A 15029-nucleotide genomic window follows, 5' to 3' on the forward strand; every position below is an offset into this window, starting at 1 on the left:
TACCAACCGGACACCGCCCTCAAACATGGCAAGCCGTCAGGACTGTGATCTTCACGTGATCTGCGCGGCATGAACTTGTGACAAGTGATCGTCTGCCGATACGTTCACCCATCAACGCGGCCAGGGAATCGCGCCGCGCAGGTCACTGCTGTCTCGCGAAAGGTCTCCGTATGCTCTCCGGGAACGGTCGGCACCGTCGCCCCCGCCAGGCTCCGGCTCTCCTCGTGGCGGCCGGGGTGACCGGCTCCGCCATCGCGATCCCGCTCCTCGGGGCCTCCGGTGCCAGCGCGGCAGACGGCACGACCTGGGACCGGGTCGCGGACTGCGAGACCGGCGGCGCCTGGAGCCAGAACACCGGCAACGGCTACTTCGGCGGCCTCGCGCTGTCCCAGGAGGACTGGGAGAACTACGGCGGCCTCGACTACGCCGCGAGTGCCGACCTGGCCAGCCGCTCCCAGCAGATAACCGTGGCCGAGAGAATCCTCGCCGACCAGGGGGTCGGCGCGTGGCGCACCTGCGGACTGCTCTCAGGTCTCGAGAAGGACGCGAAGTCGGACACTTCCGATTCATCCGACTCGTCCGGCTCCGCCACTTCGAAGGATTCGCCTGGATTGCTCGATTCATCCGGGTCTTCTGGGTCCTCCGGCTCCTCCGAGTCGTCCCCTTCGCCTTCTCCGTCCGCGCCGTCGTCGTCTGGCGCGCCGTCGACCTCGCAGGATGAATCCACCGAGTCCGACAAGTCGTCTGATTCCGAGTCCACCTCGCAGGAGCGGGACCAGGAGTCCGGCAGCTCCTCCTCGGTCGCCCCCGAGAGCGGCGAGTCCGGTAACTCCCGGCAGGACGGCGACTCTTCGGCCCTGACCGACACCGGCTCCGGCCGCCACCGCGGCCCCAGCGCCGACGAGGACCCGGCGGTGGACAGCCGTAAGGGCCGAACGGACGAGTCCACGGGCCGGCACGCCTCGCGTGGTGACGGCGCCTCACGCGAGCTCTCCGACGGCTCCTACACCGTCCGCTCCGGCGACAGTCTCTGGTCCATCGCCGACTCCCTTGACCTCGGCGGCGGATGGCGCACGCTCTACGCCGGGAACAAGGAGGCCGTCGGTATCGACCCGAACCTCATCCGCCCCGGTCAGACGCTCACCGTAGGGGCCGAACCGGACGAGGAGTAGCCGTTCGGGCAGTGCGGAAACGAGGGTGGAAGTCGCCCCGAAACGGCGCTAGTTCACGTCGTGTTTCGCAGTGAATGTCCCGTATGGGTGCGGTGAGAGATAGATCTCAGAGGCCCTGATCGTCTTTGAAATTCCGGCGATCGCGTGCCTACGGTCGTGACCGCTCGTCATCGCGAGCCCCGGCTGCCGCAACGCCGAATCCTGCCAGCGGCCGTACGGGAACAGTCGTCGCGTCAAGCGCCGTAGGCAGGAGCGGGGGACCCAAGGTAGGCGCCCGACCGGCCTGTTGTGCCGGAAGGGCTAGGGGTGAAGCCGTGTCCCGTGAGGGACGCGGCCGGGCAACTCAACCGGCCCGAACCCGACAGCTCACCTCGCAGGCGTCGGTGAGGGGATCCATCCATGCTGTTTTCCGGCAAGGGCAAGCACCGTCGTCCGTCCAAGGCCACTCGCGCCATCGCCGTCGCCGGTGTCGCCTCCGCCGCCGTCGCTGCGCCGCTGATGGCGGCCGGCAACGCCTCCGCCGCCACCGCCTCCGAGTGGGACGCCGTCGCCCAGTGCGAGTCCGGCGGCAACTGGTCCATCAACACCGGCAACGGCTACTACGGCGGTCTGCAGTTCTCCGCCTCCACCTGGTCCGGCTACGGCGGCACCAAGTACGCCTCCACCGCCGACCAGGCCACCAAGGCCCAGCAGATCGAGATCGCCGAGAAGGTCCTCGCCGGTCAGGGCAAGGGCGCCTGGCCGGTCTGCGGCAAGGGCCTGTCGAGCGCCGGCTACACCGGCGGCGGCTCCTCGAGCGACTCCGGCAGCTCCTCGCAGCAGAGCCAGCAGAGCCAGCAGAGCACCGAGAGCCGCGAGACCCAGCAGCAGCCGGCCTCCCGCTCCGACGAGCGCCCGGCCGCCAAGAAGACCGTCACCACCCCGACCGGCAAGAAGGTCAAGAAGGGTGACGGCGAGTACAAGGTGGTCAAGGGCGACACCCTCAGCTCCATCGCCGCGGAGGAGAAGGTCGAGGGCGGCTGGGAGAAGCTCCACGAGCTGAACAAGGACATCGTCGAGGACGCCAACCTCATCTACCCGGGCCAGCAGCTGCACCTGAAGTAAGCAGCGGCCCACCCCCGTCCCCACGGGTTCCCCGCCCCGGTGCGCGTTCCCCCCGTACGCACCGGGGCGGGGCTTTTGTCTGCCGGTCTTGGCCTGCCGGTCCTGCCGGTCCTGGCCTGCCGGTCCTGCCGGTCCTGCCGGTCCTGGCCTACCGGTCTCCGCCGACCCTGGCGCACCGGTTTCTGCCGACCTTGGCACCCCCGCTTTGTTCCGTTCGGAAACAATTTACTCTCGGTTCTGTCCATGGGGTGGGCGACCCGGTGGCCGATCGCCCGGAGCCGGTTAGGCTCATGTCGCGAGCCACCGCGGCCCGCGCCTCGCCGGGTCCACGTGGCCCGCGTACCCGCGTCACATGAAGAAGGAGATGCTCGTGCCGTCCATCGACGTCGTCGTAGCCCGGGAAATCCTGGACTCCCGAGGCAACCCCACGGTCGAGGTCGAGGTCGGCCTCGACGACGGCAGCACCGGCCGTGCCGCCGTCCCGTCCGGCGCCTCCACGGGCGCCTTCGAGGCCATCGAGCTCCGCGACGGCGACTCGAACCGCTACCTCGGCAAGGGTGTGGAGAAGGCCGTCCTCGCGGTCATCGAGCAGATCGGCCCGGAGCTGGTCGGCTACGACGCCACCGAGCAGCGCCTGATCGACCAGGCCATGTTCGACCTGGACGCCACCGACAACAAGGGCTCCCTCGGCGCCAACGCCATCCTCGGCGTCTCCCTCGCCGTCGCCCACGCCGCCTCCGAGGCGTCCGACCTGCCGCTGTTCCGCTACCTGGGCGGCCCGAACGCGCACCTGCTCCCGGTGCCGATGATGAACATCCTGAACGGCGGCTCGCACGCCGACTCCAACGTGGACATCCAGGAGTTCATGATCGCACCCGTAGGCGCGGAGTCCTTCTCCGAGGCCCTGCGCTGGGGCGCCGAGGTCTACCACACGCTGAAGAAGGTCCTGAAGTCGAAGGGCCTGGCCACCGGCCTCGGCGACGAGGGCGGCTTCGCCCCGAACCTCGGCTCCAACCGTGAGGCCCTCGACCTCATCCTCGAGGCCGTCAAGGAAGCCGGCTACACCCCCGGCGAGCAGATCGCCCTCGCCCTCGACGTCGCCGCGTCCGAGTTCTACAAGGACGGCGTCTACACCTTCGAGGGCAAGGACCGCTCGGCGGCCGAGATGACCGAGTACTACGCGGAGCTCGTCGACGCGTACCCGCTCGTCTCGATCGAGGACCCGCTGTTCGAGGACGACTGGGACGGCTGGAAGACCATCACCGACAAGCTCGGTGACAAGGTCCAGCTCGTCGGTGACGACCTGTTCGTCACCAACCCCGAGCGCCTCGCCCGCGGCATCGAGGAGGGCGCGGCCAACGCGCTCCTGGTCAAGGTCAACCAGATCGGTTCGCTGACCGAGACCCTGGACGCCGTCGAGCTGGCCCAGCGCAACGGTTTCAAGTGCATGATGTCCCACCGCTCCGGCGAGACCGAGGACGTCACCATCGCCGACCTGGCCGTCGCCACCAACTGCGGCCAGATCAAGACCGGCGCCCCGGCCCGCTCCGAGCGGGTCGCCAAGTACAACCAGCTGCTGCGCATCGAGGAGATCCTCGACGACGCCGCGGTCTACGCCGGCCGCAGCGCCTTCCCGCGGTTTCGCTCTGCGAACAATTAAGCACGGCAAGGGCTGAGGCTCGGCTTCGTAGGAAGCGTCGCACGTACGTCCCCGTACTCGGTCCCGTACCGTGTCCGGGGACGTACGTGCGTATGACGGCGGAGCGGGAGGCGGGCAGACATGGCCGTGAAGGACCGGGACCGGTTCTCCACCGCGACCAGGATCCGGGTGCTCGGCGAGCAGACCGCGGCCCGGGTCTACCGCTCCCAGACCAGGCGCCAGGCCCGCCGCTCCCGGCTGACCGGCCGGGCCGCGCTGCTCGCGCTGGTGATGTGCTCGCTGATCGTGGCCCTGGCCTACCCGATTCGGCAGTACGTCGCCCAGCGGGCCGAGATCGACGACCTCCAGCGCGAACAGCAGCAGGCCCGCCAGCGCGTCGAACGACTGCGCGACCAGAAGGCGCGCTGGCAGGACGACGCGTACGCCGAGCAGCAGATCCGGAAGCGGTTGCACTACGTCATGCCGGGGGAGACGGGGTTCATCGTCGTCGACCCGCACGCGGCGAAGCAGTCGCACACCGACCTGGGGGCGGCCGACCGCCCCTGGTACGCGAACGTCTGGGACGGGGTCGACAAGGCCGACGCCTCCGACCAGTGAACGTGACCCACGTCAGCACAAAGAGTCAGCCCCCAGAGCCAGCGCCAAGAGTCAGTACCCAGAGAAAGACAGCCTGAAGACAGCCATGGATACGCCCCCGCCGACCACTCCGCGCACCGAGCCCACCGACGCGGACGTCGAGGCCTTCAAGCAGCAGCTCGGTCGGCCCCCGCGCGGCCTGCGCGCGATCGCGCACCGGTGCCCGTGCGGACAGCCGGACGTCGTCGAGACGGCCCCGCGGCTGCCGGACGGCACGCCGTTCCCCACGCTGTACTACCTGACGTGCCCGCGCGCCGCTTCGGCGATCGGCACGCTGGAGGCGAACGGCGTGATGAAGGAGATGACCGAGCGGCTGGCCTCCGACCCGGAGCTGGCGGCGGCCTACCGGGTGGCGCACGAGGACTACGTCCGGCGCCGTGACGAGATCGAGGAGCTGAGGAACTTCCCGAGCGCGGGCGGCATGCCGGACCGCGTGAAGTGTCTGCACGTGCTGGTGGCGCACTCCCTGGCCGCGGGGCCGGGCGTGAACCCGCTGGGCGACGAGGCGCTGGAGATGCTGCCGGAGTGGTGGCGCAAGGGGGCGTGCGTGTCGCTTGCCCAGCCACCGTCCGGTGCCGACTGGCAGGTGGATGCCTCGCAGGACGGCACGGGCTACTTCGCGTTCAAGCCGGTCGAAGGAGACGCCCAGTGACCCGGGTCGCCGCCGTGGACTGCGGTACGAACTCCATCCGGCTGCTCGTCGCCGACGCCGACCCGGCGACCGGCGAGCTGGTCGACCTGGACCGCCGGATGACGATCGTGCGGCTCGGGCAGGGCGTCGACCGCACCGGCCGGCTCGCCCCCGAGGCGCTCCAGCGGACCTTCGAGGCGTGCCGCGAGTACGCCGGGATCATCAAGGAGCACGGGGCGGAGCGGCTGCGGTTCGTGGCGACCTCCGCCTCCCGGGACGCCGAGAACCGGGACGAGTTCGTGCGCGGCGTGCTGGACATCCTGGGCGTGGAGCCCGAGGTGATCTCCGGCGACCAGGAGGCCGAGTTCTCCTTCACCGGCGCCACCAAGGAGCTGGCCGGGCGGGACCACCTGCCCAAGCCCTACCTGGTGGTGGACATCGGCGGCGGCTCGACCGAGTTCGTCGTGGGCGACGACCACGTGCGCGCGGCACGCTCGGTGGACATCGGCTGCGTCCGCATGACCGAGCGGCACCTGGTCCGGGACGGGGTGGTGAGCGACCCGCCCTCCGAGGAGCAGATCGCGGCGATGCGGGCCGACATCGAGGCCGCCCTCGACCTCGCCGAGGAGACGGTCCCGCTGCGCGAGGCCCGCACGCTGGCCGGCCTGGCCGGGTCCGTGACGACCGTGTCGGCGATCGCCCAGGAGCTGCCCGAGTACGACCCGGCCGCCATCCACCACTCCCGGGTCTCGCGCGCGAAGGTCCGCGAGATCACCGAGTGGCTGCTGCGCTCCACCCACGCCGAGCGGGCGGCCGTGCCGTCCATGCATCCGGGACGGGTCGACGTGATCGGGGCGGGGGCCCTCGTGCTCCTATCGATCATGGAGCGGATCGGCGCGGAGGAGGTCGTCGTCAGCGAGCACGACATCCTCGACGGCATCGCGTGGTCGGTGGCGTAGCCCGCTTCTGAGCAGGCATGGATCACGAATGAGCGCGCCCGGGGGCTTCTGGGGACCCCCCGGCGGCAGCCCCTCGGAAAAGTTCGTGAAGTTCTTCACAAGGAATTCGCCCCCTCTGAGCGACCGCAAGGGCCCCGTTGGCCCGCCCGGGGGCCGAACAGCCTCTTGAACATGTTCAGAAGCATGGTATGGAGGTGGCCGGGAAGGTGCCCGAAGCGGCACCCCAAAAGGCCCTCACCGGGTGTCTTCCCGCCCAGAGAGGCAGCTCACGCGGCATTGACAACGGTCCGGGGTGCATAAAGGAGCCCGGTTGTCACCATGACGTGGATCACGCGAGCCGCGCAGGATAGCACACACCCTGGGGGAGCTTGTGAAGGGGCGCACGAGCCCACCCCCTGAGGCGGGTGGATACTCGATGGCATGAGCACCACGGAGCGTCCCAGGATCCTCGTAGTAGGCGGTGGGTACGTAGGCCTGTACGCAGCTCGGCGCATCCAGAAGAAGATGCGCTACGGCGAGGCGACCGTCACGGTCGTCGACCCCCGGTCGTACATGACCTACCAGCCCTTCCTCCCCGAAGCCGCCGCCGGCAACATCTCCCCGCGCCACGTCGTCGTTCCGCTGCGACGCGTGCTGCCCAAGGCGGAGGTCCTCACCGGCCGGGTCACCACCATCGACCAGGACCGCAAGGTCGCCACGGTCTCTCCGCTGGTCGGCGAGGCCTACGAGCTGCCCTTCGACTACCTGGTGATCGCGCTCGGCGCGGTCTCCCGCACCTTCCCGATCCCCGGCCTCGCCGAGCAGGGCATCGGCATGAAGGGCATCGAGGAGGCCATCGGCCTGCGCAACCACGTCCTCGAGCAGCTGGACAAGGCCGACTCCACCACCGACGAGGAGATCCGCCGCAAGGCGCTCACCTTCGTCTTCGTGGGCGGCGGGTTCGCCGGTGCGGAGACCATCGGCGAGGTCGAGGACATGGCCCGCGACGCGGCCAAGTACTACAAGAACGTGTCCCGTGAGGACATGCGCTTCATCCTGGTCGACGCCGCCGACAAGATCCTCCCCGAGGTGGGTCCCAAGCTCGGCAAGTACGGCAAGGAGCACCTCGAGGGCCGCGGTGTCGAGGTCTACCTGTCCACCTCCATGGACTCCTGCGTCGACGGCCACGTGGTGCTGAAGAACGGCCTCGAGGTCGACTCCAGCACCATCGTCTGGACCGCCGGCGTCAAGCCCAACCCGGCCCTCACCCGCTACGGTCTGCCCCTCGGCCCCCGCGGTCACGTCGACTGCGAGCCGACGCTCCAGGTCAAGGGCACCGACTACATCTGGGCCGCCGGCGACAACGCCCAGGTCCCCGACCTCGTCGGCCGCAAGGCGGGCAACGAGAACGCCTGGTGCCCGCCGAACGCCCAGCACGCGCTGCGCCAGGCCAGGGTCCTCGGCGACAACGTGGTCTCCGGTATGCGGGGCTTCCCGCAGAAGGACTACGCCCACGCCAACAAGGGCGCGGTGGCCGGTCTCGGCCTCCACAAGGGCGTCGCGATGATCGTCATGGGCAAGATGAAGATCAAGCTCAAGGGCCGCCTCGCCTGGTACATGCACCGTGGCTACCACGGCCTGGCGATGCCGACCTGGAACCGCAAGATCCGCGTCTTCGCCGACTGGACCCTCGGCATGTTCCTCAAGCGCGAGGTCGTCTCCCTCGGCGCGATCGAGACCCCGCGCGAGGAGTTCTACGAGGCCGCCAAGCCGGCCCCGGTCGCCGCGGCCCCCAAGGAGAAGACCGAGGCGAAGGCCAAGGCCTCCTGACCTCCGGTCCGGCAGCATCCGCCTGACGAAGGACCTCCCGCCATCCGTGGTGCGGGAGGTCCTTCGGCGTGCCGGGGCCTGGCCGCCGGGCGGGGGAAGAACCGGCTCTGCCCGGTCATGACGCGTGCCGGGGGCTGCGGTGCGGCCCCGCAGGTGTTTACGTTGTGTCGGACATTCCGGGATTCCCCTTCCCCAAGCTCTCGACTTCGCTCGAGCAGGGGACACCCCCATCGGAGGTGTACACCATGGCAGACGCCGCGCTGCGGCTGCAGGGCCTCTTCGCACAGATGCTGGGAGCACCGCTTCCCGTGCGCATCCGCGCCTGGGACGGTTCGCAGGCGGGCCCGCCGGGCGCGCCGACTCTGGTCGTACGCGACCGCCGCGCCCTGCGCCGCCTGCTGTGGAAGCCGGGCGAACTGGGTCTGGCCCGCGCCTGGGTGGCGGGCGACCTGGACATCGAGGGCGACCTCTACGCCACCCTCGACCTGCTCGCCGGTCTCATCTGGGAACGCGGCGAGGACGCCCGCACCCTCGCCCAGGCCCTGCGCGACCCGGAGGTCCGCGCCGCCGTCCGCGGACTCGTCCTACTGGCCGGCCCCCCGCTGCCCCCGGCTCCGCCCCGCGAGGAGACCCGCAGCCCTCGCCGCGTCCGCCGGCTCCGCGGCCCCCGCAGCCCCCTCAGCCCCCGGCACACCAAGCACACCGACAGACGCGCCATCAGCCACCACTACGACGTCGGCAACGACTTCTACGAGATCGTCCTCGGCCCGTCCATGGTGTACTCCTGCGCCTACTGGCCCGCCCCCGACAGCACCCTCGAACAGGCCCAGTGCGACAAGCTCGAACTCGTCTGCCGCAAGCTCGGCCTGAGGCCCGGTCAGCGGCTGCTCGACGTCGGCTGCGGCTGGGGCTCCCTGGCCATCCACGCCGCCCGCGAGCACGGCGTGAGCGTCGTCGGCATCACGCTCTCCCAGGAGCAGGCCGCGTACGCCCGCAAGCGCGTCGCCGGCGAGGGCCTCACCGACAAGGTCGAGATCCGCGTCCAGGACTACCGGGACGTCCGTGACGGGCCGTACGACGCGATCTCCTCCGTCGGCATGGCCGAACACGTCGGCGCCGACCGGTACCTGGCATACGCCGCCGAGCTGTTCGCCCTGCTGGCGCCCGGCGGGCGGCTTCTGAACCACCAGATCGCCCGCCGCCCGCACCGGGACGAGACGACGTACAGCGTCGACGCGTTCATCGACTCCTACGTCTTCCCCGACGGCGAGCTCCAGCCCATCGGCAGCACCGTCGCCCAGCTGGAGCGCGCCGGGTTCGAGGTGCGCGACGTCGAGTCGATCCGCGAGCACTACGCCCTCACCCTGCGCCGGTGGGTCGCCCGCCTGGAAGGCGACTGGCAGCGTGCCGTCCAGCTCGCCGGCCCCGGCCGGGCCCGGGTCTGGCGCCTGTACATGGCCGCCTCCGCGCTCGCCTTCGAGCACAACCGCATCGGCGTGAACCAGGTCCTGGCCGTCCGCACCCCCGAGTCCGGGGCGTCGGGCATGCCGCTGCGCGCCCGCACCTGGAACTGAGAACGACGAAAGCCCCCTTTCCCACGAGTGGGAAGGGGGGCCCGCGTACGTCCGGGGCTACTCGGCCTTGATCGCCTCCAGCATGTTCAGCCGGGCCGCCCGCCGCGCCGGCCACAGTGCCGCGAGGACACCCACCGTCGCGGCCAGCAGGAGGAAGATCCCGATCCGCGCCCAGGGCAGGACCAGTTCGTAGGTCGCGAGCTGCGTGGCCAGCAGCTCACCGGCCGCCCAGCCGAAGAACACGCCCAGGCCGATGCCCAGCACCGCGCCGAACAGGGAGATCACCAGGGACTCCAGGCGGACCATCCGCTTGATGCCCTTGCGGTCCAGGCCGATCGCCCGGAGCATGCCGATCTCCTGGGAGCGCTCGAAGACCGACATGGCCAGGGTGTTGACGACGCCGAGGATCGCCACGATCACCGCCATGGCGAGCAGGCCGTAGACCATGTTCAGCAGCAGCGTGAACATCTGCGCGATCTCGTTGGAGATGTCCTGCTTGTCCTGGACCTTGATGGCCGGGTTGCTGCCGAGGGCCTTCTCCAGCCTGTCCTGGGTCGCGCCGGACGTGCCGTCGGCGGTCTTCACCATGACGTTCATGGTGTACGGGTCCGACACGTGCGGGGCGAGGATCGACTGGTCGAGCAGGACGCCGCTCAGGAAGTCATTGCTCTCGTAGGTCCCGGCGACCGTCAGCTTCTGCTTCTCGCCGTCCTCGAAGGAGGCGGTGAAGGAGGAGCCGGCCTTCCAGCCGTAGGTCTTGGCCGTTGCGCTGTCCACGACGACCTGGGTGCCGCCGACCGTGAAGGACCCCTCGTCGACCTCGGGGCCGACCAGCTCGCCGATCGCGGCGCCGTTGACGCCGGTCAGATACTCGGTCCGGCCGTCGATCCGGGATTCGGCGTTGAGCATCGGGCTGGCGGCGGTGACGCCGTCGGTCCGCGCCAGCTTCTTCTCGACGTCCGGCGACAGGATGTTGCCGTTCGCCATGGACACCACGTAGTCCGCCTTGATCGACGCCGCCGCCATCTTCTCGATGGCCTGCTGGAGGCTGCCCGCCGTCACGGTCATGCCGGTGATGAGGGTCAGGCCGATCATCAGCGCGGAGGCGGTGGCGGCCGTACGGCGCGGGTTGCGCACCGAGTTCTGCCGGGCCAGCTTGCCGGAGACGCCGAAGACGCGCAGCGCCGGCGCCGCGGCGGCGATCAGCGGGCGGGACAGCAGCGGGGTCAGGATGAACACGCCGATGATCAGCAGTACCGCGCCGAGGCCCATGGGCATCTGGCCGTCCGAGCCGTCCATCGTCGTGGCCACCAGGACGATCGCGATGCCCGCGCCCGAGACCAGGGTGCCCAGCGTGTTGCGCAGCACCAGCGACTTGGTCGTGGCCTTGGCGTGCACGCTGTTCATGGCCGCCACCGGCGGGATCTTCGCGGCCCGGCGGCCCGGCAGCCACGCCGCCAGCATGGTCACCAGGATGCCGACCGCGAGCGCGGTGAGGATCGTGGCGGGCCTGATGATCAGCGGCCCGTCCGGCACGGTCGCGTCGAACGTCCCCATCAGGGAGCGCAGTCCGGCTCCGATGCCGATGCCCGCGACCAGCCCGGTCACGGCGGCGACCGCGCCGACCACGAACGCCTCGATGAGCACCGACCGCGTCACCTGGCGGCGGGAGGCGCCGACCGCCCGCATCAGCGCCAGCTCCCTGGTGCGCTGGGCGACCAGCATGGTGAAGGTGTTGGCGATGATGAACGTGCCGACGAACAGGGCGATGCCGGCGAAGACCAGCAGGGTCGTCTGCATGCCGCTCATCGACCGGGCGATCGCCTCCGCCTGGTCGTCGGCGAGCTCCTTGCCGGTGGTGGTCTCGACCGTGCCCTCGGGCAGCGCCTTGTCCAGCTCCGCCTTCAGCGCGGCCTGTGTGACGCCCGGCTTCGCCTTGACGTCGATCTGGTCGTACACGCCCGCGTTGCCGAACAGCTTCTGGGCGGTCGCCGTGTCGAAGAGGGTGAGGCTGCCGCCGGCCGCGACGTTGCCGTCGTCGGTGGTGAAGATGCCGGTGATCCGCGGGGTCAGGACCGGCCCGTCGACCGACATCCGCAGGGTGTCGCCGACCTTGTATCCGGCGCGCTTCGCCGTGGCCGAGTCGATGAGGATCTCGCCCCGGCCCTTGGGGGCGTGCCCGCTGACCAGGGGGTAGCGCGGGTCATTCGAGCCCCAGTAGTTGCCGCCCTGCGACTGGAAGCCGTCGCCGATCAGCTTGCCGTCCTTGTCGGCGATCGCGGTGAAGCCCTGTACGACTCCGATGGCGGACGCGGCCCCGGGAACCCGCTCGATCTTGTCGAAGACGGCCTGGTCCAGTTCGTGGAGCTCGCCGACCTGGTCGCCCTCGGCTTCCCGGTAGTCCGCCGTCATGGCGACGTCGACCTGGTCGAAGCCCTTGGCGGAACTCTTCTGGAACGCGTCGGAGATGGTGTGGGTGAAGACCAGGGTCCCCGACACGAAGGCCACGCCGAGCATCACGGCGAGGACGGTCATCAGGAGCCGGGCCTTGTGCGCGAGCACAGTGCGCAAGGCGGTACGGAACATGGGTTCTTCTTCTCAGTCCTGTCAGTCCTGACGGGGGATCAGCTGGTGCGGCCCTTGGCGTCGAACGCCTTCATGCGGTCCAGGACCGTCTCGGCCGTGGGCCGGTGCATCTCGTCGACGACCCGGCCGTCAGCGAGGAAGACCACCCGGTCCGCGTAGGCCGCGGCCACCGGGTCGTGCGTCACCATCACCACCGTCTGGCCCAGCTCCCGCACGGAGTTGCGCAGGAAGCCCAGCACCTCGGCGCCGGAGCGGGAGTCGAGGTTTCCGGTGGGCTCGTCACCGAAGATGATCTCGGGCCGGGAGGCCAGGGCCCGGGCCACGGCGACGCGCTGCTGCTGACCGCCGGACAGCTGGGCGGGCCGGTGGCCGAGCCGGTCCGCCAGGCCGACCATCGCGATGACGGAGTCGAGCCACTGCTTGTCGGGCTTGCGGCCGGCGATGTCCATCGGAAGGGTGATGTTCTCCAGGGCCGTCAGGGTCGGCAGCAGGTTGAACGCCTGGAAGATGAAGCCGATCTTGTCCCGGCGCAGCTTGGTCAACTGCTTGTCCTTCAGGGTGCCGAGCTCGGTGTCGCCGATGCGCACCGACCCGGAGGAGAAGGTGTCGAGTCCGGCCACGCAGTGCATCAGGGTCGACTTGCCGGAGCCGGAGGGGCCCATGATCGCGGTGAACTCGGCCTGCCGGAAGTCGACTGAGACCCGGTCCAGGGCGACCACCTGGGTCTCACCCTGTCCGTAGATCTTCGACAGATCTGTGGCGCGCGCGGCCATGGTGGTGGCCCGGTCGGCGAGGGATGCGGTGGTCACGGGATGGCTCTCCTGTCGGACGGCGTACGGGTCGGTGATGCGAGGGGAAGACGTGTTCCATCGTCCGGGTCCCACGGCGCCGTGTAGTCACCCGTTGTTCCGGTTCCGCAGGCGTACTGCGGTCTGACCGCGCGGGTCGGTGTCATACCTGGGGATGACGAACTCCCCTGAGGGGGCCGGTGTCGGGTACGGATGTCTCCGGGTGTCGAGAACAGGTGGAGTGCCCTTGTTCAAGCGGTGAAATTCCGTCATTCCGCATACGCGGCCGACCGTCGCACGCAAGGCTATTGGCAAGTGCGGATGGCGCGTTCCATGTGCTGATGCACCCTCAGGCGTCAATAAAATAAGACAACATCGGTCCACGCGTCCGCTGTTCGAGGGACCTGTCCCGATAGTCTCGGAACCTCGACGCGGAGCCCATGGCCTGCCCGGATGGTGGAATGCAGACACGGCGAGCTTAAACCTCGCTGCCCCTTCGCGGGCGTGCCGGTTCAAGTCCGGCTCCGGGCACTTCTATGCTCACGGCGCTTGGCCTGCCGGTGTGGCCGGTCGGCGCCGTCGCTCGTTCGTGTCGTCGGCACACGGCGTGTCCGTGGAGCAGTACCAGCAGGCCGGGCGGACCGGGACGTTGGAGTCCTGAGCCTCGTGCGGCCAGTCGAAGGCCGGCGGCTCGGAGTGCCGCCTGAGCGGTGAGTCCGTCGCAGCGCCCACCTCGTTGGCTGGTACTACGTGCTCGTCCCCAACCTCTTCTACCGGCACGGCCCGGCTCCGGTGATCGAACTCCCCGAGCACATCGGAGAAGAGGTTCGGCCCGCCCTCATGGCCCAGTTGATGCCCTTGATCGAGGCGCACACCGCCGAACGTGTCCTGAGCGATGCCGCCGCCTACCTCAGGTTCCTCACCACCCAGCACGAGGTCGGCGCCGGACCGGTCTCGGTGACCGGCTACTGCATAGGCGGCCTCCTGGCGATACGCACCGCCGCGGCCCACCCCGGCCAAGTGGCCGCCGTCGCCGCGTTCCACGGCCCTGTGGGCGCTGACGGGTCCGACAGCTTCGCCAAGCTAACCGCCCAGGTCCACCTCGGCCACGCCGAAGGCGACATGACGCCCGAGGCCCTGGACGAACTCAACCTGGCCTTGGACGCCGCAGGGGTCGGCTTCACCTCGGAGATCTACCCCGGCACCATCCACGGCTTCACCATGTCCGACACCGATGCCTTCAACCCCGCCGCTCTGCAGCGCCATTGGGACCGCCTGCTGCCCCTACTCGACCGCACCCTGGCCAACCGCTGAGGCTCTGGCTCGCAACCAAGCCTGAAGTACACGGTTCTGGAGCAACGGGTAAATGCGGCCGGCTCCCCGGTCGGTACGCGGCCAGGATCGCAGCACAGGGACAGGGCGTCCCCGCGGGCCGCCGGCGGGTGTGGGCGGGCGGCCGGTGCCGGTGCCGTCGACAGTCACCGGGCCGACGGCACCGGCACCGACCTCCGGTCTACCAGCCCGTCATGACGGTGCCGAGCGCCAACGGCGCCGCTACCAGCGCTATGGCCTTCACTCGCAGAGGATGACTGCCGTCAACCGTGGTCAAGCGGCAGACAGTGAAGGCGGCGACAATACCCAGCGGGAACAGAATCGGAACGGACTCTGACAGTCCGCTGCGTGTCCCGCCCACGTATGCCGCCGCCCAAGAGCCGGCCAGGCCGACGAGGACGGTGAAGAACACCTTTCCCGCGCTGAACCACTCGCGTTCCGTCAGGTCCGCGAGTTCACCGAAGCTGACGCCAGAGCGGCGTTCCCGCACGGCTGTTACGGCGAAGGCGACCAAGAGCAGGGTCCCGCCACTGAAGAAGCCCCAACGCAGGACATTGGCCACGAAATCCATGGTCAACACCACCTTCCTTCAAGCTCCGTCGCCTACCAGCAGTGCTTGATGACGCCAGCGGCCCCAAGGATGCCCGCGGTCATCCCGCCGATGCCGGAGCCGGCCTCTTCGAAGACCTCCCGCGATGCCCTTCTTGAAAGCCTTGCCCGCCTTCTTGTAAGGGATTCTGCGCCCGGCTGGTCATCACCTACATGATCAGCTCCAGCA

General features: G+C 69.6%; 11 protein-coding genes, 1 tRNA gene, 1 pseudogene and 1 riboswitch. Of the genes and pseudogenes, 10 read left to right on the plus strand and 3 right to left on the minus strand.

The window, feature by feature from the left end:
- The first annotated feature begins 170 nt into the window (after nt 1-170).
- From ACZ5TL_RS18015 to ACZ5TL_RS18050, 8 genes are all read left to right on the plus strand, one after another.
- Nucleotides 171-1172 carry a LysM peptidoglycan-binding domain-containing protein gene (locus ACZ5TL_RS18015; RefSeq protein ID WP_468590794.1) on the plus strand — a complete coding sequence of 334 codons (1002 nt, stop codon included), beginning with the start codon at nt 171-173 and terminating at the stop codon, nt 1170-1172.
- 228 nt (nt 1173-1400) lie between these two features.
- A riboswitch (cyclic di-AMP (ydaO/yuaA leader) is annotated at nt 1401-1567 on the plus strand.
- Nucleotides 1568-1571: 4 nt separating this feature from the next.
- A complete protein-coding gene (locus ACZ5TL_RS18020) occupies nt 1572-2276 on the plus strand; it encodes a transglycosylase family protein (protein ID WP_468590795.1) in 705 nt (234 codons plus the stop codon).
- 370 nt (nt 2277-2646) lie between these two features.
- Nucleotides 2647-3936: a phosphopyruvate hydratase gene (gene eno, locus ACZ5TL_RS18025; RefSeq protein WP_468590921.1), complete on the plus strand. Its 1290-nt coding sequence runs from the start codon at nt 2647-2649 to the stop codon at nt 3934-3936.
- Nucleotides 3937-4056: 120 nt separating this feature from the next.
- Nucleotides 4057-4533, plus strand: coding sequence for an FtsB family cell division protein (locus tag ACZ5TL_RS18030; RefSeq protein ID WP_468590796.1), 477 nt, complete (start codon nt 4057-4059; stop codon nt 4531-4533).
- A gap of 85 nt (nt 4534-4618) precedes the next feature.
- Nucleotides 4619-5224: a DUF501 domain-containing protein gene (locus ACZ5TL_RS18035; RefSeq protein ID WP_468590797.1), complete on the plus strand. Its 606-nt coding sequence runs from the start codon at nt 4619-4621 to the stop codon at nt 5222-5224.
- On the plus strand, nt 5221-6162 hold the full coding sequence (locus ACZ5TL_RS18040; protein WP_468590798.1) for a Ppx/GppA phosphatase family protein: 942 nt from the start codon (nt 5221-5223) through the stop codon (nt 6160-6162). The genes ACZ5TL_RS18035 and ACZ5TL_RS18040 overlap by 4 nt, the downstream gene beginning before the upstream one ends.
- A 420-nt stretch (nt 6163-6582) precedes the next feature.
- Nucleotides 6583-7971, plus strand: coding sequence for an NAD(P)/FAD-dependent oxidoreductase (locus ACZ5TL_RS18045; protein WP_468590800.1), 1389 nt, complete (start codon nt 6583-6585; stop codon nt 7969-7971).
- Between the two features lie 245 nt (nt 7972-8216).
- Nucleotides 8217-9545, plus strand: coding sequence for a class I SAM-dependent methyltransferase (locus ACZ5TL_RS18050; RefSeq protein WP_468590802.1), 1329 nt, complete (start codon nt 8217-8219; stop codon nt 9543-9545).
- A 57-nt stretch (nt 9546-9602) separates the two neighbouring features.
- Here ACZ5TL_RS18050 and ACZ5TL_RS18055 read toward each other — a convergent pair whose 3' ends face one another.
- Nucleotides 9603-12131 carry an ABC transporter permease gene (locus ACZ5TL_RS18055; protein WP_468590803.1) on the minus strand — a complete coding sequence of 843 codons (2529 nt, stop codon included), beginning with the start codon at nt 12129-12131 and terminating at the stop codon, nt 9603-9605.
- Between the two features lie 38 nt (nt 12132-12169).
- Nucleotides 12170-12940 carry an ABC transporter ATP-binding protein gene (locus ACZ5TL_RS18060; RefSeq protein ID WP_468590804.1) on the minus strand — a complete coding sequence of 257 codons (771 nt, stop codon included), beginning with the start codon at nt 12938-12940 and terminating at the stop codon, nt 12170-12172.
- 426 nt (nt 12941-13366) lie between these two features.
- Between ACZ5TL_RS18060 and ACZ5TL_RS18065 the strand changes: the two genes are divergently transcribed.
- Nucleotides 13367-13450 (plus strand) — tRNA-Leu (locus ACZ5TL_RS18065).
- A gap of 213 nt (nt 13451-13663) precedes the next feature.
- Nucleotides 13664-14233: pseudogene (locus tag ACZ5TL_RS18070) on the plus strand (dienelactone hydrolase family protein); the annotation flags it as partial.
- A 199-nt stretch (nt 14234-14432) separates the two neighbouring features.
- Here the strand turns inward: ACZ5TL_RS18070 and ACZ5TL_RS18075 are convergent.
- Nucleotides 14433-14822, minus strand: a complete 390-nt coding sequence (locus ACZ5TL_RS18075; protein WP_468590922.1) for a hypothetical protein — start codon at nt 14820-14822, stop codon at nt 14433-14435.
- Nucleotides 14823-15029: the final 207 nt, after the last annotated feature.

This window comes from Streptomyces sp. NPDC033136 (assembly GCF_055578235.1).

Excerpts from the sequence above, each read along its gene's own strand:
- ACZ5TL_RS18075 (WP_468590922.1), bottom strand. The coding sequence starts at position 14,822 with ATGGATTTCGTGGCCAATGTCCTGCGTTGGGGCTTCTTCAGTGGCGGG.
- ACZ5TL_RS18035 (WP_468590797.1), top strand. The coding sequence starts at position 4,619 with ATGGATACGCCCCCGCCGACCACTCCGCGCACCGAGCCCACCGACGCG.
- ACZ5TL_RS18050 (WP_468590802.1), top strand. The coding sequence starts at position 8,217 with ATGGCAGACGCCGCGCTGCGGCTGCAGGGCCTCTTCGCACAGATGCTG.
- ACZ5TL_RS18015 (WP_468590794.1), top strand. The coding sequence starts at position 171 with ATGCTCTCCGGGAACGGTCGGCACCGTCGCCCCCGCCAGGCTCCGGCT.
- ACZ5TL_RS18045 (WP_468590800.1), top strand. The coding sequence starts at position 6,583 with ATGAGCACCACGGAGCGTCCCAGGATCCTCGTAGTAGGCGGTGGGTAC.
- ACZ5TL_RS18030 (WP_468590796.1), top strand. The coding sequence starts at position 4,057 with ATGGCCGTGAAGGACCGGGACCGGTTCTCCACCGCGACCAGGATCCGG.
- ACZ5TL_RS18020 (WP_468590795.1), top strand. The coding sequence starts at position 1,572 with ATGCTGTTTTCCGGCAAGGGCAAGCACCGTCGTCCGTCCAAGGCCACT.
- ACZ5TL_RS18055 (WP_468590803.1), bottom strand. The coding sequence starts at position 12,131 with ATGTTCCGTACCGCCTTGCGCACTGTGCTCGCGCACAAGGCCCGGCTC.